General features: G+C 65.1%; 23 protein-coding genes. 6 read left to right on the plus strand and 17 right to left on the minus strand.

Translation table 11 applies throughout. The annotated features are described in order from the left end of the window. Positions 1-18: 18 nt before the first annotated feature. The 5 genes from ASC75_RS12630 to ASC75_RS12650 form a co-directional block, all read right to left on the minus strand. The gene (locus tag ASC75_RS12630; protein WP_082496548.1) at positions 19-801 is read right to left on the minus strand and encodes a DUF4167 domain-containing protein; all 783 of its coding nucleotides are present in this window, start codon (positions 799-801) and stop codon (positions 19-21) included. 289 nt (positions 802-1,090) lie between these two features. Beyond that, positions 1,091-1,999 (minus strand): peptide chain release factor N(5)-glutamine methyltransferase, encoded by a 909-nt coding sequence (gene prmC / locus ASC75_RS12635; RefSeq protein ID WP_055975556.1) that lies wholly within the window; start codon positions 1,997-1,999, stop codon positions 1,091-1,093. A gap of 228 nt (positions 2,000-2,227) precedes the next feature. Further along, on the minus strand, positions 2,228-3,307 hold the full coding sequence (prfA, locus tag ASC75_RS12640; RefSeq protein WP_055975559.1) for a peptide chain release factor 1: 1,080 nt from the start codon (positions 3,305-3,307) through the stop codon (positions 2,228-2,230). Next, entirely contained in the window at positions 3,304-5,577 is a 2,274-nt protein-coding gene (ptsP, locus tag ASC75_RS12645; protein ID WP_055975670.1) for a phosphoenolpyruvate--protein phosphotransferase, read from the minus strand. Before ptsP ends, prfA begins: the two co-directional genes overlap by 4 nt. An 83-nt stretch (positions 5,578-5,660) precedes the next feature. Next, positions 5,661-6,914 (minus strand): aspartate kinase, encoded by a 1,254-nt coding sequence (locus tag ASC75_RS12650; protein ID WP_055975562.1) that lies wholly within the window; start codon positions 6,912-6,914, stop codon positions 5,661-5,663. Between the two features lie 276 nt (positions 6,915-7,190). Between ASC75_RS12650 and ubiG the strand changes: the two genes are divergently transcribed. Both ubiG and ASC75_RS12660 read left to right on the plus strand, forming a co-directional pair. Further along, a complete protein-coding gene (gene ubiG, locus ASC75_RS12655) occupies positions 7,191-7,937 on the plus strand; it encodes a bifunctional 2-polyprenyl-6-hydroxyphenol methylase/3-demethylubiquinol 3-O-methyltransferase UbiG (RefSeq protein WP_055975565.1) in 747 nt (248 codons plus the stop codon). A gap of 80 nt (positions 7,938-8,017) precedes the next feature. After that, positions 8,018-8,359, plus strand: a complete 342-nt coding sequence (locus ASC75_RS12660) for an MmcQ/YjbR family DNA-binding protein (protein WP_055975568.1) — start codon at positions 8,018-8,020, stop codon at positions 8,357-8,359. Positions 8,360-8,511: 152 nt separating this feature from the next. On the opposite strand, the gene ASC75_RS12665 is transcribed toward ASC75_RS12660, so the two are convergent. From ASC75_RS12665 to ASC75_RS12680, 4 genes are read right to left on the minus strand one after another with little or no spacing between them, the layout of a single operon-like run. Next, positions 8,512-8,937 (minus strand): DUF1178 family protein, encoded by a 426-nt coding sequence (locus tag ASC75_RS12665; RefSeq protein WP_055975571.1) that lies wholly within the window; start codon positions 8,935-8,937, stop codon positions 8,512-8,514. Continuing rightward, complete coding sequence (locus tag ASC75_RS12670; protein ID WP_055975576.1) at positions 8,934-9,797, minus strand: carbon-nitrogen hydrolase family protein; 864 nt, start codon at positions 9,795-9,797, stop codon at positions 8,934-8,936. The genes ASC75_RS12665 and ASC75_RS12670 overlap by 4 nt, the downstream gene beginning before the upstream one ends. An 18-nt stretch (positions 9,798-9,815) precedes the next feature. After that, positions 9,816-10,079 (minus strand): glutaredoxin 3, encoded by a 264-nt coding sequence (grxC, locus tag ASC75_RS12675; RefSeq protein WP_055975578.1) that lies wholly within the window; start codon positions 10,077-10,079, stop codon positions 9,816-9,818. Between the two features lie 26 nt (positions 10,080-10,105). Continuing rightward, the gene (locus tag ASC75_RS12680; RefSeq protein ID WP_055975673.1) at positions 10,106-10,891 is read right to left on the minus strand and encodes a ComF family protein; all 786 of its coding nucleotides are present in this window, start codon (positions 10,889-10,891) and stop codon (positions 10,106-10,108) included. 56 nt (positions 10,892-10,947) lie between these two features. Here ASC75_RS12680 and ASC75_RS12685 point away from each other — a divergent pair, with 56 nt between their 5' ends. After that, complete coding sequence (locus tag ASC75_RS12685; protein ID WP_055975581.1) at positions 10,948-11,820, plus strand: methyltransferase domain-containing protein; 873 nt, start codon at positions 10,948-10,950, stop codon at positions 11,818-11,820. 11 nt (positions 11,821-11,831) lie between these two features. Here the strand turns inward: ASC75_RS12685 and ASC75_RS12690 are convergent, their stop codons facing one another. The 6 genes from ASC75_RS12690 to ASC75_RS12715 all read right to left on the minus strand — a co-directional run bounded on the left by ASC75_RS12690 (position 11,832) and on the right by ASC75_RS12715 (position 15,303). Then, positions 11,832-12,005 (minus strand): Flp family type IVb pilin, encoded by a 174-nt coding sequence (locus ASC75_RS12690; protein ID WP_055975584.1) that lies wholly within the window; start codon positions 12,003-12,005, stop codon positions 11,832-11,834. Between the two features lie 102 nt (positions 12,006-12,107). Next, positions 12,108-12,422: a hypothetical protein gene (locus ASC75_RS12695; RefSeq protein ID WP_055975586.1), complete on the minus strand. Its 315-nt coding sequence runs from the start codon at positions 12,420-12,422 to the stop codon at positions 12,108-12,110. Positions 12,423-12,530: 108 nt separating this feature from the next. After that, positions 12,531-12,944 carry a (deoxy)nucleoside triphosphate pyrophosphohydrolase gene (locus ASC75_RS12700; protein ID WP_156381236.1) on the minus strand — a complete coding sequence of 138 codons (414 nt, stop codon included), beginning with the start codon at positions 12,942-12,944 and terminating at the stop codon, positions 12,531-12,533. A 1-nt stretch (position 12,945) separates the two neighbouring features. Then, complete coding sequence (locus tag ASC75_RS12705; protein WP_055975589.1) at positions 12,946-13,719, minus strand: GNAT family N-acetyltransferase; 774 nt, start codon at positions 13,717-13,719, stop codon at positions 12,946-12,948. A gap of 7 nt (positions 13,720-13,726) precedes the next feature. Next, positions 13,727-14,968, minus strand: a complete 1,242-nt coding sequence (gene argJ, locus ASC75_RS12710) for a bifunctional glutamate N-acetyltransferase/amino-acid acetyltransferase ArgJ (RefSeq protein WP_055975592.1) — start codon at positions 14,966-14,968, stop codon at positions 13,727-13,729. Positions 14,969-15,069: 101 nt separating this feature from the next. Then, positions 15,070-15,303 carry a hypothetical protein gene (locus ASC75_RS12715; protein ID WP_244487825.1) on the minus strand — a complete coding sequence of 78 codons (234 nt, stop codon included), beginning with the start codon at positions 15,301-15,303 and terminating at the stop codon, positions 15,070-15,072. Positions 15,304-15,402: 99 nt separating this feature from the next. On the opposite strand from ASC75_RS12715, the gene ASC75_RS12720 reads away from it, so the two are divergent. Beyond that, the gene (locus tag ASC75_RS12720; protein ID WP_055975679.1) at positions 15,403-15,996 is read left to right on the plus strand and encodes a TetR/AcrR family transcriptional regulator; all 594 of its coding nucleotides are present in this window, start codon (positions 15,403-15,405) and stop codon (positions 15,994-15,996) included. Between the two features lie 17 nt (positions 15,997-16,013). Here ASC75_RS12720 and ASC75_RS12725 read toward each other — a convergent pair whose 3' ends face one another. Together ASC75_RS12725 and ASC75_RS12730 are read right to left on the minus strand one after the other, a co-directional pair. After that, positions 16,014-16,646, minus strand: coding sequence for a LysE family translocator (locus ASC75_RS12725; RefSeq protein ID WP_055975598.1), 633 nt, complete (start codon positions 16,644-16,646; stop codon positions 16,014-16,016). A 189-nt stretch (positions 16,647-16,835) separates the two neighbouring features. Beyond that, positions 16,836-17,759: a peptidylprolyl isomerase gene (locus ASC75_RS12730; protein ID WP_055975601.1), complete on the minus strand. Its 924-nt coding sequence runs from the start codon at positions 17,757-17,759 to the stop codon at positions 16,836-16,838. A 237-nt stretch (positions 17,760-17,996) separates the two neighbouring features. On the opposite strand from ASC75_RS12730, the gene secA reads away from it, so the two are divergent. Together secA and ASC75_RS12740 are read left to right on the plus strand one after the other, a co-directional pair. Then, entirely contained in the window at positions 17,997-20,720 is a 2,724-nt protein-coding gene (gene secA, locus ASC75_RS12735; RefSeq protein ID WP_055975603.1) for a preprotein translocase subunit SecA, read from the plus strand. 223 nt (positions 20,721-20,943) lie between these two features. Then, positions 20,944-21,654 carry a hypothetical protein gene (locus ASC75_RS12740; RefSeq protein WP_156381237.1) on the plus strand — a complete coding sequence of 237 codons (711 nt, stop codon included), beginning with the start codon at positions 20,944-20,946 and terminating at the stop codon, positions 21,652-21,654. The last annotated feature ends 84 nt before the right edge of the window (positions 21,655-21,738 follow it).

Raw genomic sequence — 21,738 nt, forward strand, 5'->3', positions numbered from 1 at the left:
ACGATGCCGGAGTGCCGATCAGCTCTCGACGACGGCCAGTCCGCCTTCGGGCGCCGGTGCGTCGGCAGCTGCCTCGCCTTCCGGCGCAGTGGCGCTGCGCTCGCCACGACGCGGCCGACGGCCACGACGCGGTGCTGCGGCGACCTCGCCCTCGGCGGCTTCAGCGGCGGGTGCCGCCTCGGCGACTGCGGCTTCCGGCTGCGGCTGCTCGACGGCAACAGCTTCGACCTGCGGAGCGTCGGCCTGAGCGGCCTCGGCCTGCTGGTCGGGCTGGCGAGGACGGCGGCCTTCATGGCGCGGGCGGCGCTCGCGGCGCCCTTCGCGCGGCTGGCCTTCGCCGGCTGCTTCTGGATTGAGGGCGACCTCGGCGGGCGTGCCTTCGATTTCCGGCTGCGGGCCGGTGCCGTTGACGACAGGCTCCTGCTGCGGTTGCTGGACCGATGCCTCGGCGACGTTGTTGCCAACGTTCTCCTCGTCGCGCTCGTCATCCATGTCGCCGTCGAACTCGTCGCGGCTCTGCTGCTGGTGCTGGATCGGCATCTGCGCCATGGCGGCAGCGATGATGCGGTTGTAGTGCTCTGCGTGCTGCAGGTAGTTTTCGGCCATCACGCGATCGCCAGAGCTTTGCGCGTCGCGCGCCAGCGTGGCGTATTTTTCGGCGATCTGCTGCGCGGAGCCACGGATCTTCACGTCCGGACCGTTGCTCTCGTAGTTGCGCGTAAGCGGGTTGGGACCCTTGCGGTTGCTGTTGTTATTATTGTTGTTGTTATTGTTATTATTGTTGTTATTGCGACCGCGCATGCGCCTGTTCTGCTGTTGTGGCCTCATCAGATTCTCTTTGTGTTGAATTCATCCGAACGGGGGCACTTAGGCGGCCTGCCGTTTCGTATCTTTCCGCCCGTGATCGCCCGCAAAATCCTTGCGTCAGCGCCACATGCCATCCTGTTTCGGTTTCATGTCACTTGCCGGACGATCCCCGCACGAAGCTAGAGCGTCGTCTACGCAAGAAGGCAGCTAGTTTCGAAGGAAACCGAATCGTTTAACAGCACTGCCTGCTTCGTCTCATCCGGTTGCCGGAAACTAGCGGCATTCACTTTCGTTGCCAAGCGGTTTTTTTAGACCCGTCTGGCCGTGCTTGGAGCCGGAACACCAGCACCCGGTCATTGCCACCCAAGTCCTTGTAATGGGACAGCAATTCGTAACCGGCTCGCTCGAATATGCTCGTCACGTCGTGGCGCTGGTCGTGCCCGATCTCAAGTCCGACAAGGCCATCTTTTTCAAGATGGCGCGCAGCACCCGACGCTATGGTTCTGTATGGCTCAAGACCGTCCGGGCCACCGTCGAGCGCGCGGCGCGGATCAAAATTGCGAACCTCGTTCTGCAAATCCTCGATCTCTGATGAGGATATATAGGGAGGATTCGAGACGATTAAATGGTGCAGACCATCAATATGTGAAAACCAATCGGATTTTTTTGCCGAAAAGCGCGCGGAGACGCCCAGATGCCCGGCATTTGCCGCTGCGGTGGCCAGCGCATCGTCGGAGATGTCGGCGCCGACGGCCACCGCACGGGGCTCCTGGGTGACGAGCGCAAGCGCGATGGCCCCGGTGCCGGTGCCGAGGTCGAGGATGCGGCAGATGTCCTCGCCCGCCGCCGTCTCGTGGACGAAGGGCAAGACGGCATCGACGAGCGTTTCGGTATCCGGGCGCGGCTCCAGCGTCTCTGTGGAGAGGCTGAGCCGCATGCCGTAAAACTCGCGATAGCCGAGAATGCGGTGGACAGGTTCGCCCGAGATGCGGCGATCAAGGGCGGCCTCGATCTCGCGAGCGATGGTGTCGGCCACCGGCGCATCGGGACGCAGCACCGCATCCGTGCGCGATGTGCCAGTGAAGTGTTCGACGATCAGCCGGGCGTCCAACGCGGAGCTCTCAATACCAGCATCGGCGAGGCGACGACGGGCGGAAAGGTGAAGTGAGGCGAGAGTTTCGGAGCGGTTCATACGGCCACTCGCCCCACATACTCGGCGATGAAAGTACCCCCACCCCTAACCCCTCCCCACAAGGGGGAGGGGAATCTCACGCTACCATGGCGTCCGGTCTGACGGTGACGGCTTGGGCAGAAAGGCCGGCGAACCAGTCCCCCTCCCCCTTCTGGGGAGGGGTTAGGGGTGGGGGTAAGCCACCGCATGCATACTCGCATGTTCTTTGCTGCCGGTTGGACGGCAATCTCAGCCATCCGAACCCATGTCGGCCAGAAGCTTCGACTGGTGGTCGGCGATCAGCGCATCGACGACCTCGTCGAGTTCGCCCATCATCACCCGGTCGAGCTTGTAGAGCGTCAGGTTGATGCGGTGGTCGGTCAGCCGCCCCTGCGGGAAGTTGTAGGTGCGGATGCGCTCGGACCGGTCGCCGGAGCCGACCTGCGACTTGCGCGACGAGGAGCGCTCCTCGTCGGCGCGGCTGCGCTCCATGTCGTAGAGGCGGGCGCGCAGGATCTGCATGGCCCGCGCCCGGTTCTGGTGCTGCGACTTTTCTGCCTGGACCACCATGATGCCGGTCGGCAAGTGGGTGATGCGCACCGCCGAGTCGGTGGTGTTGACGTGCTGGCCGCCCGAACCCGAGGCGCGCATGGTGTCGATGCGGATGTCCTCGGCGCGGATGTCGATGTCGACCTCCTCGGCTTCCGGCAGGACCGCAACGGTGGCGGCCGACGTATGGATGCGGCCGCTGCCCTCGGTCGCCGGAACGCGCTGGACGCGATGCACGCCCGACTCGAACTTGAGATGCGCGAACACGCCCTTGCCGGAGACCCCGGCGATGATTTCCTTGAAGCCGCCGGCATCGCCGTCGCTGGCCGAGACGACCTCGAAACGCCAGCCCTTCGAGGTGGCGTAGCGCTCGTACATGCGGTACAGGTCGCCAGCGAACAGCGCAGCCTCGTCGCCGCCGGTGCCGGCGCGAATTTCGAGGATGGCGTTCTTCTCGTCGGCGGCGTCCTTGGGCAGCAGCAGGATCTGGATGTCGCGCTGCAACTCCTCGATGCGCTCCTCGACCTCGGGCTTGTCCATCTCGGCAAGCGCCCGCATCTCGGCGTCGGTGCCCTTGTCGTCGAGCATGGCGTCGAGGTCGGCCAGTTCCTGCTCGGCGCCGCGCAGGGCGCGAATCTTGCCGACGAGGTCCTGGATGTCGGAATATTCGGACGCCATCTTCACATAGGCGTCCGGCTCGGGGCCGGCAGCCATCTGGGCTTCGAGCATGTCGAAGCGCTTGACGACTTGGTCCATTCTGTCGTGGGGCAGGCTGATCATAGGGGTATGGAACGGTCGTCCGCAAAGGCCTGGAGCAACGCGCGCATCGGCAGGTTGGCGGCAGGTCCGGAAAGATTGTCGTCGAGGAAGGATTTCAGCTCGCCGAGAGGAAGTTCCGTCAGCATCGCCTTGACCGGGCCGATGGAGGCCGGGGACATGGAGATCGAGCGGTAGCCGACGCCCAGCAGCGCCATCGCCGAGATCGGCTTGCCGGCGAGCTCGCCGCACAGCGTGACCGGGGTGTGGTTGCGCGCGCCGGCGTCGGCGATCTGCTTGAGCACCCTGAGGAACGGCACCGACAACGGGTCGAAGCGGTCGGCGAGCTGGGTGTTGCCGCGGTCGGCGGCCATGACGAACTGGAACAGGTCGTTGGAGCCGACCGAGACGAAGTCGACGGACTGCATCAGCTCGTCGAGCTGCCACAGCAGCGACGGCACCTCGATCATGGCGCCGAGCTTCAGGCTGGTCGGCAGGTGATGGGCGAAGCGCGACAGGTGGCGCACCTCGCGGTCGATGATCTCGCGCGCCTGGGCGATTTCCGACAGCTCGGTGACCATCGGCAGCATGACCTTGAGCTCGCGCCCGCCGGCAGCCTTGAGCAGCGCGCGGACCTGAGTGCGCAGCAGGCCGGGGCGGTCGAGCGTCAGGCGGATGGCGCGCCAGCCGAGTGCCGGGTTCTCCTCCTCCTGCGCCGAGCCCTTGAAATAGGGCAGCACCTTGTCGCCGCCGATGTCGATGGTGCGGAAGGTGACGGGGCGTCCGCGGGCGATGTCGAGCACGTCGCGGTAGAGCTTCTCCTGCGCTTCGGCGCGCGGGAAGGTCGACGCCACCATGAACTGCAGTTCGGTGCGGAACAGGCCGATGCCGGCAGCGCCCGCCTCGGCGAGCTGCGGCAGGTCGACGGCGAGGCCGGCGTTCATCAACAGGTCGACCTTGACGCCGTCCTTGGTTTCCGACGGCTTCTTGCGCAGTTCGCGATAGAGCTCCTGCCGGCGGGCGCGGAAACGCACCTTTTCGGCATAGGCCGCCTCGAGATCGGGCTGCGGCCTGAGATGGATAATGCCCTCTTCGCCATCGACGATGATCGGATCGCCGTTTTCCGACATGGAAACGGCGCCCTTCATCTGGCCGGCGACGGGAATGCCCATGGCGCGCGCGACGATGACGACGTGGCTGGTCGGCGCACCGTCCTCCAGCACCAGGCCGCGCATTCTGTCGCGCGGATAGTCGAGCAGTTCGGCAGCGCCCATCGAGCGGGCGACGATGATGGCGTCCTTGGGCAAGGAGGCTGCGATCGTCTCGGGACCGCGGCCCATCAGCTGGCGCAGCAGGCGGTTGGCGAGATCGTCGAAATCGCTCATCCGTTCGCGCAGATAGGGGTCGGTCATGTGCAGCATGCGGGCGCGCATGTCGCTCTGCACCTTCTCCACCGCCGCTTCCGCCGTCAGGCCGTTGCGGATCGCCTCTTCGAGGCGGCGCACCCAGCCACGGTCGTTGGCGAACATGCGGTAGGCTTCGAGAACCTCGCGGTGCTCGCCCTCGAAGGCGACGTCGCGGCGCTCCAGCATGTCGTCGATCGACAGGCGCAGCGAGCCGAGCGCATCCTCGAGCCGGCGCAGCTCCTCGTCGCTGTCCTCGTTGAACAGGTTGGTGACGACGATGCGCGGCTCGTGCAGCACGACATGGCCAAGCCCGACGCCTTCGTTGAAGGCGATGCCGGTGAAGCTAGCCGGGCGCGACATGTCGAGTTCGAGGCCGGGCCGGCTGAGCCGGGCGATGTCGCCCGACGCGATCATCTCGGCGATGACCATGGCGGTGGTTTCGAGCGCCTCGATCTCGTCGTCGCGGTAATGCCGCATCGTCTTGTTCTGGACGACGAGAACGCCGAGCGTGCGCCCTGCCCTGAGCACCGGCACGCCGAGGAAGGAATGGTAGATCTCCTCGCCCGTTTCCGGCAGGTAGGCGAAGGCGGGATGTTCCTGGGCGTTGGACAGGTTGAGCGCGCGCGCGCTCGCCGCGATCGTGCCGACGAGGCCCTGGCCGAGACGCAGCTGGGCGAGGTGGACCGCATTGGGGTTGAGGCCGACGGTGGCGTAGAGTTCGAGCACCGAGTCGGCGCGCAGCACGTAGAGCGAGCAGACCTCGGCCACCATGTTGGCGGCGATATCGCGCACGATCCTGTCGAGCCGTTCCTGTGGCTCGAGGGGCTCCGCCATCAATTCGCGGAGCCGTTTCAGAAGTACGCGTGGCCCAGCGGCCATGTCACGTATCATTCACCGTCTCCAATGGTTTGGACCCGGCGCGGCACATGCTTGCCACGCCGGCAAATGCGGTGACGCTCGACTCCTTGATACTACTGCTTATCGAGACCGTAGACGGAATGCAAAGTGCGAACCGCAAGTTCGGTGTACGGGCCGTCGATAAGGATCGAGATCTTGATCTCCGACGTGGTGATGGCGCGGATGTTGATGCCCTTGGCAGCCAGCGCCTGGAAGGCCGTGGCGGCGACGCCGGCGTGGCTGCGCATGCCGATGCCGATGACCGACACCTTGGACATGCCCTCGTCATGCTGGACCGCGTCGTAGCCGATGTCGGGGCGGATCTTCTCGAGCACCGCCAGCGCCTTGTTGACGTCGCCCGACGGCACGGTGAAGGTCATGTCGGTGAACTTGCCGTCCTCGGAAATGTTCTGGACGATCATGTCGACATTGATGTTGGCCTCGGCCAGCGGGCCGAAGATGCCGCCGGCCACGCCCGGCCGGTCGGCGACACGGCGCAGCGAGACCTGGGCTTCGTCCTTGGCGTAGGCAATTCCGGTGACGACCTGCTGTTCCACGATTTCATCCTCGTCACAAATGAGAGTACCAGGCGGGTTGAGGAAATCGCCCATGCCGGGCGCATCGGGATCCTCGAAGGAAGAACGCACGAAGGTGCGGACCTTGTGCACCATGGCGAGTTCGACCGAGCGGACCTGCAGCACCTTGGCGCCGAGCGAGGCCATCTCGAGCATTTCCTCGAACGAGATGCGCGACAGGCGCCGCGCCTTGGGCTCGATGCGCGGATCGGTAGTATAGACCCCGTCGACATCGGTGTAGATATCGCAGCGATCGGCCTTCACCGCTGCCGCGATTGCGACGGCCGAGGTGTCGGAACCGCCGCGGCCGAGGGTCGCGATGCGATTGTCCGGGCCGATGCCCTGGAAGCCGGCGACGACCGCGACCTGGCCTTCCTGGAAGCGCTTGACCAGGAACGAGCCGTCGATGTCGAGGATGCGTGCAGCGCCGTGGGCGTTGTCGGTCTTGATCGGGATCTGCCAGCCCTGCCAGGAGCGGGCGTTGACGCCGACGTTCTGCAGCGCCAGCGCCAAAAGGCCGGCCGTCACCTGTTCGCCAGAGGCGACCACCGCGTCATATTCGCGGGCGTCATGCATCGGCGAGGCGTCGCGGGTCCAGGCAACCAGTTCGTTGGTCTTGCCGGCCATCGCCGAAACCACCACCGCAACCTCGTGGCCCGCGTCGACCTCGCGTTTGACATGACGCGCCACGTTGCGGATTCGGGCGATGTCGGCGACGGACGTACCGCCGAATTTCATCACGATGCGCGCCATAAAAGCGAAATGCCCTTGCCATGAACGCCGGCCCCACGGGGGCCGGAAAATGAGTGAAAACACCGGTCTGCGACACGGTGCCGAATGCGCGGCCTGCATAGCCAAAACACGCGCATTCCGCAAGGACGCCCGATCAGACAAATCAGCGCGATTTTTTTGCCGGCGCGCAAAGTCCGGTCGCGGATTTCGATGCAGTGTCGAACAGCTCGCGGAATTGTCGCCTTGACAATCCCCGCGCCAGACCCGACTTCCTTGCGCTCGAAGGAGACCACAGCAATGCCAGATCCCCGCCCATCGACCATCGATGCCGGAGAAGTCGAGCGGTTCTCGGCGCTCGCCGCCGAATGGTGGAACCCGAACGGCAAGTTCCGCCCGCTGCACAAGTTCAACCCGATCCGCCTGGGCTACATCCGCGACCAGGTCGCCGCGCGCTTCGGTCGCGACACCCACGCCGCACGGCCCTTCGAAGGCCTGCGCATCCTCGACATAGGCTGCGGCGGCGGCCTGTTGTGCGAGCCGATGGCCCGCCTGGGCGCCGAAGTGGTAGGGGCGGACGCCTCGGCCACCAACATCGAAGTGGCGAAGATCCATGCTGCCGAAAGCGGCGTGACCATCGACTATCGAGCCACGACGGCCGAGGACCTTGCCGACGCCGGCGAGAAATTCGACATCATCCTCAACATGGAAGTGGTCGAGCACGTCGCCGACGTCGAGCTGTTCGTCAAGAAATGCGGCGAGATGGTCAAGCCCGGCGGCATCATGTTCGTCGCCACCATCAATCGCACCTTCAAGGCGCTCGGCCTCGCCATCGTCGGCGCCGAATACGTGCTGCGCTGGCTGCCGCGCGGCACCCACCAGTACGGCAAGCTCGTGCGCCCCGAAGAACTGGACAAGGCGCTCACCGGCGCAGGCCTCGCCACCATCGACCGCACCGGCGTGGTCTACAACCCGCTGGCCGACCGCTGGCAGAAATCGCGCGACATGGACGTCAACTACATGGTGCTGGCGGAAAAGGCGGCCTGAGGCACGGAAAAGCCAGGACGGCCCAAGCTTGCGCCGTCCGCCTCGATCCCGCACCATGACGGGATCGAGGAGACCTCGCCATGACACCTGACGATGTCAGACGGATCGCCCTGGAACTGCCTGCGGCGACCGAGAAATCGCATTTCGGCAAACCCGACTTCCGCGTCCGCGACCGCGTCTTCGCCACCCTGCCCGAAGACGGCAACGCGGTGATCAAGCTGACGCGCGACCAGCAGGAAATGATGTGCGGCGCCGAGCCCGCGATCTTCCGGCCCGTCGACGGCGGCTGGGGCAAGCAGGGATGGACAGTGGCGGTGCTGGCGGCGGCCGACGAGAAGACGCTGCGCAGCGCGCTGGTGACCGCCTGGCGCAACACCGCGCCCATCACGTTGCGCAAGGCGTTTGACCTGGCGGGAGGGTGACGTGGCCCGGCCGGCTAAGTTCCTCATGGTGAGCCTGTCGAACCACGGATCTGGCTAGGCGAGATGGGGCGCCGGCGCGCTCGTGGTTCGACAGGCTCACCATGAGTGCTACAGGCGCACCATGAGGGCTATTGAGAGGTGGTCGACCCCGGTCAGTTCCGGTCGTCGGGAAAAACCGGCAGCGGCAGGAAGTCGATGCCGTCTTCGGCGAGGCCCTTGGCTTCGTCGAGGGTAGCGGCACCATAGATGCCGCGGGCCTCGGTCTCGCCAAAGTGGATCTTGCGCGCTTCCTCGGCAAACTTGTCGCCGACATTCTCGGCGTTCTCGCGCACCTTTTCGGACAGCTCCTTGAGCGCGGCCATGGCCTTGCGCTGCTGCTCGCCCATGGCGAGCGCGACCTTTTCCTGCTTGCGCGAGGTCGAGACGGCAGGCGCCATCAGCGCCTTTTCGACCTTCTGCGAGCCGCATTCCGGGCAGGAGACGAACCCGCGCTTGCGCTGGGTTTCGAAATCCTCGTTGCTGCGGAACCAGCCCTCGAAGTCATGCGCATGGTCGCAATGGAGCGAAAAGCGGATCAAGATGCGGCTCCCCGGAGCGCTCCCTGGCCAGTGCGCAGCGCCACCGCGAAGTCGCGCGCGTTCTTGAGATTGGGGATCTTCTTGCGCGCGTCAGTCGAATGCTGGGTGTCGATCTCGGCGACGATGACGCCCGGCTCGTCATGCGCGGCCTCGGCGAGGATGCGGCCCCATGGATCGATGATCAGCGAATGGCCGAAGGTCTCGCGCCCATCCTCATGCTTGCCGCCCTGGCCGGCGGCGATGACGAAGGCGCCGTTTTCGATGGCGCGCGACCGCAGCAGCACATGCCAGTGGGCAAGGCCGGTCTGCCGCGTGAAGGCGGCAGGCGCGGTCAGCACCTCGGCGCCGGCCAGCGCCTCGGCGCGGAACAGCTGAGGGAAACGCAGGTCGTAGCAGATGGCGAAGCCGATTTTTGCAAGCGCGGTGTCGGCGACGACGGCTTCGGTGCCCGGCTCGTAGGCGGAGGATTCGCGCCAGCTCTCGCCATTGTCGAGGTCGACGTCGAACATGTGGATCTTGTCGTAGACGGCGAGCGTCGAACCGTCCGGGCCAAACAGGAAGGCGCGGTTGGCGAGCTTGCCGTCGGCGCGCACGATGGCGGTCGAGCCGACATGCAGGTGAATGCCGAGTTCTGCGGCGAGCTTGCGTCCGCTCGCCACAACCAGGTCGCGATCCTCCGAGGTGAAGGCGGTGGCACGCGCGTCCTTGTCGCCGACGATGGCACCCGTCATCTCGGGGGTCTGCACGTAGGTGGCACCCTGCCCGGCAGCCTCGCGAACCAGGGCCTCGAAATCACGGACGTTGCGCTCCGGCGCCTTGCCCGAACGCATCTGCACCGCTGCCGCCTTGAAAATCGCCATGGTCCGTCCTCAACTCAACTATGCGCCGGTTGCCAGAAGGGCGTCGAGCCTGCCTTGTGCGTCGAGCGCATGCAGGTCGTCGCAACCGCCGACATGGGTGTTGCCGATGAAAATCTGCGGGAACGTCGCGCGGCCATTGGCGCGCGAGATCATTTCCTGCCGAAGCTCAGGCGAGAAGCTAGCGTCATGCTCGGTGAATGCAACGCCCTTGCGCTCCAAAAGGCGCTTGGCCGCAGTGCAGTAGCCACACATCATGCGCGTATAGATAGTCACATCGACCATGACAGAAACCCGTTGTCCTTGGTCGACTATATAGGGTCTGTGTCGTCGGGTCGGAAGTCCCCCGGCAGAACGCGGGCGAAGGTCAGCACGTCGACAGCGCTGGCACCGCCCTTCCTGAGCGCCCGGCTGACTGCCGAAACCGTGGCGCCGGTGGTGTAGACGTCGTCGATCAGCAGCACGCGCCGGCCGCGAATGTCGATCTCCGCCTCGGGCGGAACGACGAAGGCTGTCCGGACATTGTCTTCGCGCTCGCGCTGGCCGAGGCCGATCTGCTGGCGCGTGCGCTTGACGCGGCGCACGGCGGTGGGAGCGAAAGGCAAGCCGGAGAGCGAGGCAACTGTGCGGGCAAGCTCCGCCGACTGGTTGAACTGGCGCCAGAAGAAGCGGCGCCAGTGCAGCGGAACCGGCACCACGACCTCGGCATCGGCAGTCAGTTCGGTGCCGGCGCGCAGCATCCAGCGTGCCATCCATGGCGCGAGATCGGTGCGGTCGTGGAACTTGAGGCCCTGGACCATGCGCCGGGCGACGCCGGAATAGGCGACGGCGGCGCGGGCGCGGGCGAAGGGCGGCGGGTTGGCGATCGCCTCGGCCGACAGGAAACCGGCGCCGAAATCATGGGCAAACGGCGTGCCCATGACCTCGCACCACGGCTTTTCCAGGAAGCGAAGCCGGGGCCAGCACGCGCCGCACAAGGCGCCCGGTTGCGTCACCTGCCGCCGGCAGCCCGCGCAAACCGGAGGAAACAACAAGCGCGCCGGCCATGCGGCGACGGCGAAAGCGAGCCTCTTGATCTCCGGCATCGGATCGGCCACGACAAGGTTTGGGTCGGGCGACCATAACAGAAACCCGGCAAGGAAGGACATCGCCCGTGCAACCGATATTCGACGCCAGCCTCGTGATCGCCCACCGCCGGCGCGCAGTGGCGCAAGGCACAGCCGGCGCGGACTTCCTGATGGCGCGCGCCGCCGAGGACCTGGCCGACAGGCTGGCCGCGGTGGAGCGCAAATTCGAACGGGGTGCCGCGATCTTCTCGGTCAGCCCGGCGGCAACGGCAGTGCTGGCGGCCAGCGGCAAGGTGACCGAACTGGTTCGGGTCGAGGCCGACGAGAGCTTTCTCGGCGGTGGTCCGGGCATCGTCTCCGATCCCGAGACCATTGCATTGGAGCCTGCCAGCATCGACCTCGCCGTATCGCTGCTGGCGCTGCAGGAGGCCAACGACATTCCCGGCCAGTTGATCCAGATCAGGCGGGCGCTGAAGCCGGACGGGCTGTTTCTCGGCGTGCTGGCGGGGGCCGGCACCCTCGCCGAATTGCGCGAAAGCCTGCTGGCGGCCGAAACCGAGCTGACCGGCGGGGCGAGCCCGCGCATCATCCCCTTCACCGACGTGCGCGACGCAGGCGGGCTGCTGCAGCGGGCGGGATTTGCGCTGCCCGTCGCCGACGTCGAAACGGTGACGGTGCGATACGACACGATGTTCGGACTGATGCAGGACCTGCGCGCGATGGGCGTGACCAGCGCACTGGCCGACCGCCCGCGCAAGCCGGCGACGCGGCGCCTGTTCCAGCGCGCGGCCGAAATCTATGCCGACCGCTTTTCCGACCCCGACGGGCGCGTGCGCGCGAGCTTCTCGTTCGTCTGGCTGTCGGGATGGGCGCCTGACCCGTCGCAGCAGAAGCCGCTCAAGCCGGGTTCGGCGCAGGTTTCGCTCGCCAAGGTGCTCGGCGAGGAAGGCAAGAATTAGCCTGGATCAGGCTAGTTCCTGTTCAGGCCCTGCTGGATATCGCCGTTGTTGTCGCCCCAGAGGATCCTGAGTTGGTCGGCCAGATGCGAAAAGCCGCCAGCCATCACCACTGCGATCAAAGCAGCGATGAGGCCATACTCAATCGCCGTGGCACCCCCCTCGTCCCTCAGAAATCGCTTGATCATCGGTCGCGTCCACCCTTGTCGTTGAACAGACCATAGCAGCGACAGATTAAGAAAGGTTAATGGCGTAGCCTTAACGCGCGATGAAGCGTGCCGAACGCATCCTCAGCACTGGCCGCTGCGGCGGCCGTTGTCCCGGATGACGCAGACCGACTGCGGCGTATCCTGCAGCACGCTGCGGCGCAGCGTATAGCTGACGTTGCGGCCGACCGAACCCGTCGAGAAATAATCCAGCCCGTCGAGGCGCGCCTGGCCGATGGACGGTCGCATGCGGTCGGCCAGATAGGGCGTTGCAATGAGCGTCAGCGCGACGGCGGCGAAACCGAACAGAAGCGTCAGACGCAGGATGCCGGCGCTCGCCCTGGCGGTCGAGGACTGGCGCTCGGGGCGGATGAGATCCCACTCCTTGTCAGCCTGCATAGGCACGTCCCCCGCGAAAATCCATGTCGCCGCCCGGTCCATGGCATCGGGCGGCCACTCAATTTTTCACGATTGGATAAACTTTGCCTTAACGCTGCCTAATATGCGTCAAAGCAGATCGATCAGGAACGGAATCAGCGGCTCGTCGGCGGGCGGCATCGGGTAGTCGCGCATCTGCCTGGGCCGGACCCATTTCAGCACCTGGCCCTCCCGCGGCTCGGGCGTGCCCCAGAAGCGGCGGCAGACATAGAGCGGCATCAGGAGGTGGAAGTCGTCGTAGGTGTGGCTGGCAAAGGTCAGCGGTGCGAGACAGGCGATCTTGGTTTCGATGCCGATCTCCTCGCGCATCTCCCGCACGATGGTTTCCTCCGGCGTCTCGCCCTGCTCGACCTTGCCGCCGGGAAATTCCCACAGGCCGGCAAGCTGCTTGCCCTCCGGGCGCTGGGCCAGGAGCACCCGGCCGTCGGCATCGACGAGCGCGCAGGCGGCCACGAGCAGCAGGCGTTTTCCCTGTTGGGTCAAGTCAGGCCTCCGGCGGACGGCGATAGTGGTAGCGATAGACTTCCTTGAAGCCCATCTTGCTGTAGAGGCGGATGGCGCCGACATTGTCGGCTTCGACCTGCAGCCAGGCTTGGCGCGCGCCCCTGAGGCGTGCCCATTTGAGCGCCGACAGGATCAGCCGGTGGCCAAAGCCCTTGCCGCGCTCGGCTTCGGTCGTGGCGATCTCGAACAGGCCCGCAAGGTCGTTGTCGTGGACGCAGATGCCGGCCGTCACCGGCTGCTCGTCCTGTTCGAGCACGAACAGGCCGGCCTCCGGCTGGATCGCGCCGATGATCTCGGACAGGCCCGGCCTCAGCGACGGGTCGAGACCGTGGACGGCCATCGAGGCGCTGACGAAACGGCCGATGTCCTTGAGCGGGATCTGGTCCATCGCATGTTCGACGACGCCGTCGTCGAGCGAAAGCCGCATGACCATCGATTCCGAGAACACGCTCCAGCGCTCGCGGTCGAGATGGGCGGCGATTGCCGGCCCCGACAGGGGCGACATGCGGAAGGTGAGCGGCCGGCCATAAGCCTCGAAACGGCGGCTGGCGCGGGCGATGCGGTCGGGAATGCTGCGGATGTCGGCCGGGTCGAGCGGGTTGACGGAATTGAGCCGCTTGGCCGGATGCCCTGCGGTCAGCCGCACCAGCCAGGTGCCGTCATAATGCACCGCCGCCGCGGGCCAGGCGCGAAACCCCGCCGCCTCGTAGCGGCGGACGATGGCAAGTTCGTGCGACGGGCGGTTCTGGTTCACGCTGCTGTCAGCTCCGGTAGTCGCCGTTGATGGCAACATATTCCTTGGTCAGGTCGCAGGTCCAGACGGTCGCCTTACCGCGGCCAATGCCGATGTCGGCGCGGATGGCGATGTTGTCGCCCTTCATGTAGGCCGACGTCGCCGCTTCCGAATAGCCGGGGTCGCGCTCGCCATTGTGGGCGAGGCGGTTGTCGCCGAACCAGATCGACAGCAGGTCGCGGTCGGCCGGCTCGCCGGCCTTGCCGACGGCCATGACGACGCGACCCCAATTGGCGTCCTCGCCGGCAACCGCGGTCTTGACCAGCGGCGAATTGGCGATGGACAGCGCAATACGCTTGGCCGAACGCGCCGACTTGGCGCCGGTGACGGTGACTTCGACCTGCTTGCGCGCGCCCTCGCCGTCGCGCACGACCTGCAGCGCCAGCGTCTTGAGCATCTTGTTGAACGCGCGGCGGAAGGCGCCGAGGCGTGCATCCTTGGGATCGGAAATCTTCGGCGCGCCGCGCTTGGCCGCAGCACCGGTGGCAAACAGCATCAGCGTGTCCGACGTCGAGGTATCGCTGTCGACGGTCACAGCGTTGAAGGTCTTGGCGGTGCCGCGCGACAGCATGTCCTGCAGCACGTTTGCAGCAATCGGCGCGTCGGTGGCGACGAAGGACAGCATCGTCGCCATGTCGGGCGCGATCATGCCGGCACCCTTGGCGATGCCGTTGATGGTGACGTCGGTGTCGCCGAGCTTGACGGTCGCGGTCACCACCTTGGGATAGGTGTCGGTGGTCATGATCGCCTTGGCGGCCTCGGTCCACTGGTCGGACCGTGCGTCCTTGACCATGCCGGACAGCAGGTGGCTGAACTTGCCGGCATCCAGCGGCTCGCCGATGACGCCGGTGGAGGCGAGGAAGACGTCGCCCGGCGTGCAGCCTGCGGCCTTGGCGGCCGCCTGGCCGGTCAGCGAAGTCGTCTCGCGGCCCTTCTTGCCGGTAAACGCATTGGCGTTGCCGGAGTTGACCACGAGAATGCGCGCCTTGCCGCCCGAAAGGTTCTGGCGGCAGAAATCGACCGGCGCCGACGGGCACTTGGAACGGGTGAAGACGCCTGCAGCCGTCGTGCCCTCGTCGAACACCATGGCCAGCACGTCGGTGCGGCCCTTGTACTTGATCCCAGCTTCGGCGGTGGCGATGCGTACGCCGTCGATGGCGGGCATCTTGGGATATTTCTTCGGTGCAAGCGGGGAAACGGCAGTCGACATGAGAACCTCTGCGGGCTCGGGAAACGGTTGAAGTCGGCACCGTTTGCCCGATCGCGCGAGGCTTCGCAAGGCGTTTCACCTCACGAAGGCGTGGTCCAGTCTCAATGCACCGCCGGATTGAGAAAGCCGCGGAACACGCGCTGGACGGCAGGGATGAGCCCCCAGATCATCGTCGCCACCATCAGTGGCGCAATCAGCAGCGTGCGCTGCCAGATCGTCCAGCCGTCGGTCAGCGGCATGACCAGGTAGAGAAGAGCCGTGATCAGCGGATAGACGCCGATCAGCACCATCAGGGCAAAGCGTGGGCGGGAAAAGTGGGTCTGGGAAGCGGTCATTTCAATCTCCATCGGAACGAAACGTTTCGTTATATAAAACGGGCCGTTTCGTTTCGTCAAGAGGTGGTGTATGGATTTATCGACGAACCGGAGAGCATGATGAGCATCGAGCAAGAGGGGGCGCGGAAATCGATCGGCGCCCGGCGCAGCCCCGAAAGCGCCGACGCCATCCTCGAGGCGGCCGAGGCCGTGCTGATCGAAAACGGCTACTCAGGCTTTTCGATAGAAGCCGTCGCCCGTCGCGCCCGCGCCGGCAAGCCGACGATATACCGCTGGTGGCCAAACAAGGCGTCGCTGCTGCTCGAGGTCTACCAGCGCCAGAAGCGTGACGTCGATTATCCCGACACCGGCAGCATCGAGGAAGACCTGTTCGGCTTTGCCAGGAGCCTGTTCGTCCACTGGCGCGAGACGCCATCGGGCGGCATCTTCCGCTCGATGCTTGCCGAAGCCCAGTCGGATCCCTCCGCCGCCGAAGCGCTGGCCGACTACGCCGCCGGGCGCAGGGCCAACACCGGCAAGCTCGTTGCCCGGGCCAAGGCGCGCGGCGAGGTTGCCGCGCATGTCGATCCCGAGCAGGTCGCCGACCTGGTCGCTTCTTATGCCTGGGTGCACCTGCTGACCGGCCGGCTGGACGAAGACGACGCCACGTTGCGCCGGGCGATCGCCATGATCGTCAACGGCATCAAAGCTTGAGGCTAGCCTCGGCGCACTCAGTTCCGTTGAAGGGCGACGTGCACACCGAGGCCAACAAGCACCGCACCGCCGACGCGCTGCATCAGCCTTTGCGCCCGGCTCGAACGCCGGAGCCGGCCGATCAGGAAGCCGGCCAGCACCACCCCGGCAACGTCGGCGATCGTGAACATCGTGTTGACCAGCAACCCGAAGATGAGGAACTGCAACCATACCGGAAAGGTCGCGGACGCGTCGATGAACTGCGGCAGGAAGGCCATGAAGAAGATGGCCGTCTTGGGATTGAGCACTTCCACGGCAACGCTCTCGACAAAGGCGCGACGACCGGACTTTTGACCAACACCAGACGGGTCGAAATCGCCCTGCTTGCGGCCGCGGAACATGGAAACGCCGAGCCATACTAGATATGCAGCGCCCGCGAGCTTGACCGCCATGTAGAGCCACGGAACGGCATGGAACAGGATCGACAGGCCAGCCGCGGCGGCAACGACATGCACATAGCCGCCGATGTGGATGCCCAACGCCGCCATGAAGCCTGAACGGCGCCCGCGCGCCATGGTCTGGGCTGCGGCATAGAGCATGGCCGGCCCGGGGATGAAGGCGAAGATCGCCGCCGTCGCAAGGAACGCGAGGATCAGATCAGCCGACGGCATGCGAGGCTCCTTAACGGTACGGTCAGGCCCAGCGCAACCGAGCAACCTCATCCTGCCAACGACACTGCCTCGGGTCATTCGGCCACCGCAAAGACGAAAACACGCCAGAGCGACAGTCAGATCGCGCGAACCGTCAATAAAAAAGGGCGGCGCCAACCGACGCCGCCCTTTTTGAATTGAGGCCAGGAATTACTTCGAGGCGTCGATGGCGTCGATCGCCTTCTTCAGCGTGGGGTCGGTGACTTCGACCTTGCCGGCGGCGCGGATCTGCTTGACCAGATCGATGTACTTCTCGCGGATCACCAGCGACTTGACCTCTTCCTTGACCGCGTCGAACGCCGGCGGCTGCTGGGAGCGCTTGTCCTCGACCTTGATGATGTGCCAGCCGAACTGGCTCTGCACCGGCTCCTTGGTGTAGGCGCCGACTTCGAGCGCGAATGCTGCCTTTTCGAATTCCGGCACCATCTGGCCGGGGCCGAAGAAGCCGAGGTCACCACCCGAGGTCTTGCCCGACGGGTCAGTGGTGTTTTCGTTGGCGAGCTTCTGGAAGTCTTCGCCGCCTTCGAGCTTCTTGATGATCGCGTCGGCCTCTTCCTTGGACTTGACCAGGATGTGGCGGGCATGAACCTCGTTGACCGGATTCTGGGCCGCGATTTCCTTGTCGTAGCGGGCACGGATCTCGTCGTCGGTGACCTTGCCGGCGACTTCCTTCTCGACCAGTTCGCCATGCAGCGCGCGCTGGTCGAGGAAGGCCATGCGGCGCTGGAAGTCGGCGTCCTTGTCGAGGCCCTTTTCCAACGCCTGGGCCGCCATCAGCCTGATCTCGATGATCGACGACAGGGCCGCGGCGCGGCGCTGCTCGGGCGGCAGGCGGCCGAACTGGGCGCCGAGGTCGGTTTCGGCCAGCGCGATGTCGGCTTCGGTGACGTCCTGGCCGTTGACAGTGGCCACGATCGTGTTGGGATCCACCGGTGCCGCCGCAGGAGCCGCAGGGGCCGCGGGCTGAGCTGCCGGTGCGGTCTCCTGAGCGGCGAGAGGCAGCGACGACAGCGCCACGAGCCCGGCTGCAAGCCCGACGCGGGCAAGCGAGGCGCTACGGAACGAAAAAGACATCTAAACTCTCCGATGGGGGATGACGCACTTCCAAATCCACCTGAATGTGGCGGAATTTGGCGTCTTCGGCAGGCTCTCTGCAACGTTGACATAAGTTGTGCCCCCTCTTATCTGTCCATCGTCTTCGCGTCCAGAACCGTTTTCCGGGCGCTTTTCGTGTTGTACCTGCCACCGCCTTATCCCCGGCAGGTACGGCCGGCGGACAGTCGGCTTCATTCGAATTGAAAGGGCCACTTGATGGTCAGTCTCGGCGGTCTCGCCCGTAAGATTTTCGGTTCCTCCAACGACCGTCGCGTCAAATCGACCCGACCCCGGGTGGAAGCGATAAATGCACTGGAAAATGAACTGCAGGCACTGACCGACGACCAGCTTCGGGCGAGAACCGAGCAGTTTCGGCAGGATCTTGCCAACGGGGCGACCCTCGACGACCTGCTGATACCGGCGTTCGCCACCGTGCGCGAAGGCGCCAAGCGCGCGCTCGGCATGCGTCCCTTCGACGTCCAGATGATCGGCGGCATGGTGCTGCACGGCCGTGGCATCGCCGAGATGCGCACCGGCGAAGGCAAGACCCTGGTCGCCACCCTGCCCGTCTATCTCAACGCCCTGACCGGCAAGGGCGTGCACGTCGTTACCGTCAACGACTATCTCGCCAGCCGCGACGCCGAATGGATGGGCCGGCTCTACAAGTTCCTCGGCCTTTCGGTCGGCATCATCGTGCACGGCCTGTCGGACGAAGAGCGCCGCGCCGCCTATGGCTGCGACATCACCTACGCAACCAACAACGAACTCGGCTTCGACTATCTGCGCGACAACATGAAGTACGAGCGCGCCCAGATGGTGCAGCGCGGCCACTTCTTCGCCATCGTCGACGAGGTCGACTCGATCCTGGTCGACGAGGCCCGTACGCCGCTGATCATTTCCGGTCCGCTCGAGGACCGTTCGGAAATGTACAACACGGTCGACGCATTCCTTCTCCACATGGTTCCGTCCGACTACGAAGTCGACGAGAAGCAGAAGACTGCCATCTTCACCGAAGAAGGCACCGAGAAGCTGGAGAACATGCTGCGCGAGGCGGGCCTGCTCAAGGGCGAGTCGCTCTACGACATCGAAAACGTCGCCCTGGTGCACCACGTCAACAATGCGCTCAAGGCGCACCGCCTGTTCCAGAAGGACAAGGACTACATCGTCAAGGACAACGAAATCGTCATCATCGACGAGTTCACCGGCCGCATGATGCCGGGTCGCCGCTTCTCCGAAGGCCTGCACCAGGCGCTGGAAGCCAAGGAGCACGTGTCGATCCAGCCTGAGAACCAGACGCTGGCCTCGGTCACCTTCCAGAACTATTTCCGCATGTACGAAAAGCTCGCCGGCATGACCGGTACGGCGCTGACCGAAGCGGAAGAATTCGGCAACATCTACAATCTCGACGTCACCGAGGTTCCGACCAACCTGCCCGTCAGCCGTATCGACGAGGACGACGAGGTCTACCGGACGGTCGAGGAGAAATACAAGGCGATCGTCCGCGAGATCAAGGAAGCCAACGCCAAGGGCCAGCCGACGTTGGTCGGCACGACCTCGATCGAGAAGTCCGAGCAGCTCGCCGAACGCCTGCGCAAGGACGGCTTCAAGGACTTCGAGGTCCTCAACGCCCGCCACCACGAGCGCGAGGCGGCGATCGTCGCCCAGGCCGGCAAGCCGGGCGCCATCACGATTGCCACCAACATGGCCGGCCGCGGCACCGACATCCAGCTCGGCGGCAACGCCGACATGCGCATTGCCGAGGAACTGGCCGGCGTGCCGGAAGGCGCCGAGCGCGACGCACGCGAAAAGGCGATCCGCGAGGATGTCGCCCGGCTCAAGGAAAAGGCACTCGCTGCCGGCGGCCTCTACGTGCTTGCCACAGAACGCCATGAAAGCCGCCGCATCGACAACCAGCTGCGCGGCCGCTCCGGCCGCCAGGGCGATCCGGGCCGCTCGAAGTTCTTCCTGTCGCTGCAGGACGATCTGATGCGCATCTTCGGCTCCGAGCGCATGGACGGCATGCTGACCAAGCTCGGCCTCAAGGAAGACGAGGCGATCGTCCATCCCTGGATCAACAAGGCGCTGGAAAAGGCGCAGAAGAAGGTCGAGGCCCGCAACTTCGACATCCGCAAGAACCTGCTGAAGTACGACGACGTGTCGAACGACCAGCGCAAGGTGGTGTTCGAGCAGCGCATCGAGCTGATGGACGCGACCAGCCTGACCGAGACCGTCGCCGAGATGCGCCACGACGTGATCGATGATCTCGTCGCCAAGCACATCCCCGAAAACGCCTATGCCGAGCAGTGGGATGTCGCAGGCCTCAAGGAGGGCGTGATCCAGTCGCTCAACCTCGACCTTCCGATCGAGGAGTGGGCCAAGGAAGAAGGCATCGCCGAGGAAGAGGTGCGCGAGCGCATCACCGCCGAAGCCGACAAGGCCGCCGCCGACCGCGCCGAGCGCTTCGGCCCCGAGGTCATGACCTATGTCGAACGCTCCGTCGTGCTGCAGACCATCGACCATCTGTGGCGCGAACACCTGGTCAACCTCGACCATCTGCGCTCGGTCGTCGGCTTCCGCGGCTACGCCCAGCGCGACCCGCTCAACGAATACAAGGGCGAGGCCTTCGAGCTGTTCCAGGCGATGCTCGGCAACCTGCGCCAGGCCGTCACCGCCCAGTTGATGCGCGTCGAACTGGTGCGCCAGGCCGCCGACGCCCCGCCGCCGGAAGCGCCCGAGATGCACGGCCACCACATTGACGGCACCACCGGCGAGGACGATTTCGGCGAGGGTTCGATCGCCGTGCTGCAGGATTCGCGCGTCGTGGCTGCCGAAGACCGCGACCCCAACGATCCCTCGACCTGGGGCAAGGTTTCGCGCAACGAGGCCTGCCCGTGCGGTTCGGGCAGGAAATACAAGCACTGCCACGGCACCTTCGCCTGACCGGCGGCAACACGATGGTGATGAAACGGCGGCCTAGCGGCCGCCGTTTCTGCTTTGAGGCATGGGGCTACGATTTCGCGGCGAATTGCGATCTAGGAAATCCCGGCGCGTTGCCGCCTCGTCAATCGCCTCTGATGACCTCATTGTGATCACAGCTGTCTAGTCCCGATCCAGAAACCTATTAGAAAGGCATTCCTTAAAGATAGCCTGCCGAGAATTGAAATTGCATCCAGACCACGAACTCAGACCACGTTATTTCCTCTCCTCCCCTTTCTTGCTTTCTTCGGTGGCGTTGTCCGGGATCGCCCTGAGCCTGCTCGCTGCGGCCGTGATGTCGGCGGACACGGCTGCTGTCTTGCTGCATGAGAACGGGCCTGTCGAGGTGGCGAGCGCGGTCCTGCATTTTGTCGTTGCGATCGTTGCCGCCGGCATCTGGTTTCGCCGGGGCGGGCTGGCTGGGCTGATCGCCTTGGGCGCGCTGCTCCTCGGGGTTCGCGAGTTGGACTGGCATCATGCCTTCACGACATACGGCCTCTTCAATCTTCGCCAGTATCTCCGGCCGGAAGTGCCGGTCATGGAGAAACTCGCAAGTGCATCGGTCATCCTCTTGATCGGCACGATGCTTTTGGTTTTGCTGCGCAAATCTCGGGCTCGCATCAGGGAGTTGATGGTCCAGAGGCAGCCGGCCTTCTATGGCGCGATCGTGCTTGCCCTCTATTTGCCGGCGCTGAAGATCCTCGACGCCATTCCCCGGTGGTTCAAGGAGGCCGGCAGCGTCTTGCCCGAAACGGCAATGAAGTACGCCCGCGCGCTGGAGGAGATCAACGAGATGTGGTTGCCGGTGCTCGTGCTGCTGTTTCTGCTGCAACTGTACCTGCCCTCGCGGGCCGGACAGCGCTACGCCGAACCTAGCTACCTGGGCGCTCATCGCTGACGGCCGTCACTTGACGCCAACGGGGGCAGGCGCTACGCGAAATGCCTGTCCACGGCGCCTGGAGCTTCAGGCCCGGCGCCAAAC

The sequence above is a fragment of the Aminobacter sp. DSM 101952 genome (assembly GCF_001424795.1).
GTDB classification, from domain to species: domain Bacteria; phylum Pseudomonadota; class Alphaproteobacteria; order Rhizobiales; family Rhizobiaceae; genus Aminobacter; species Aminobacter aganoensis.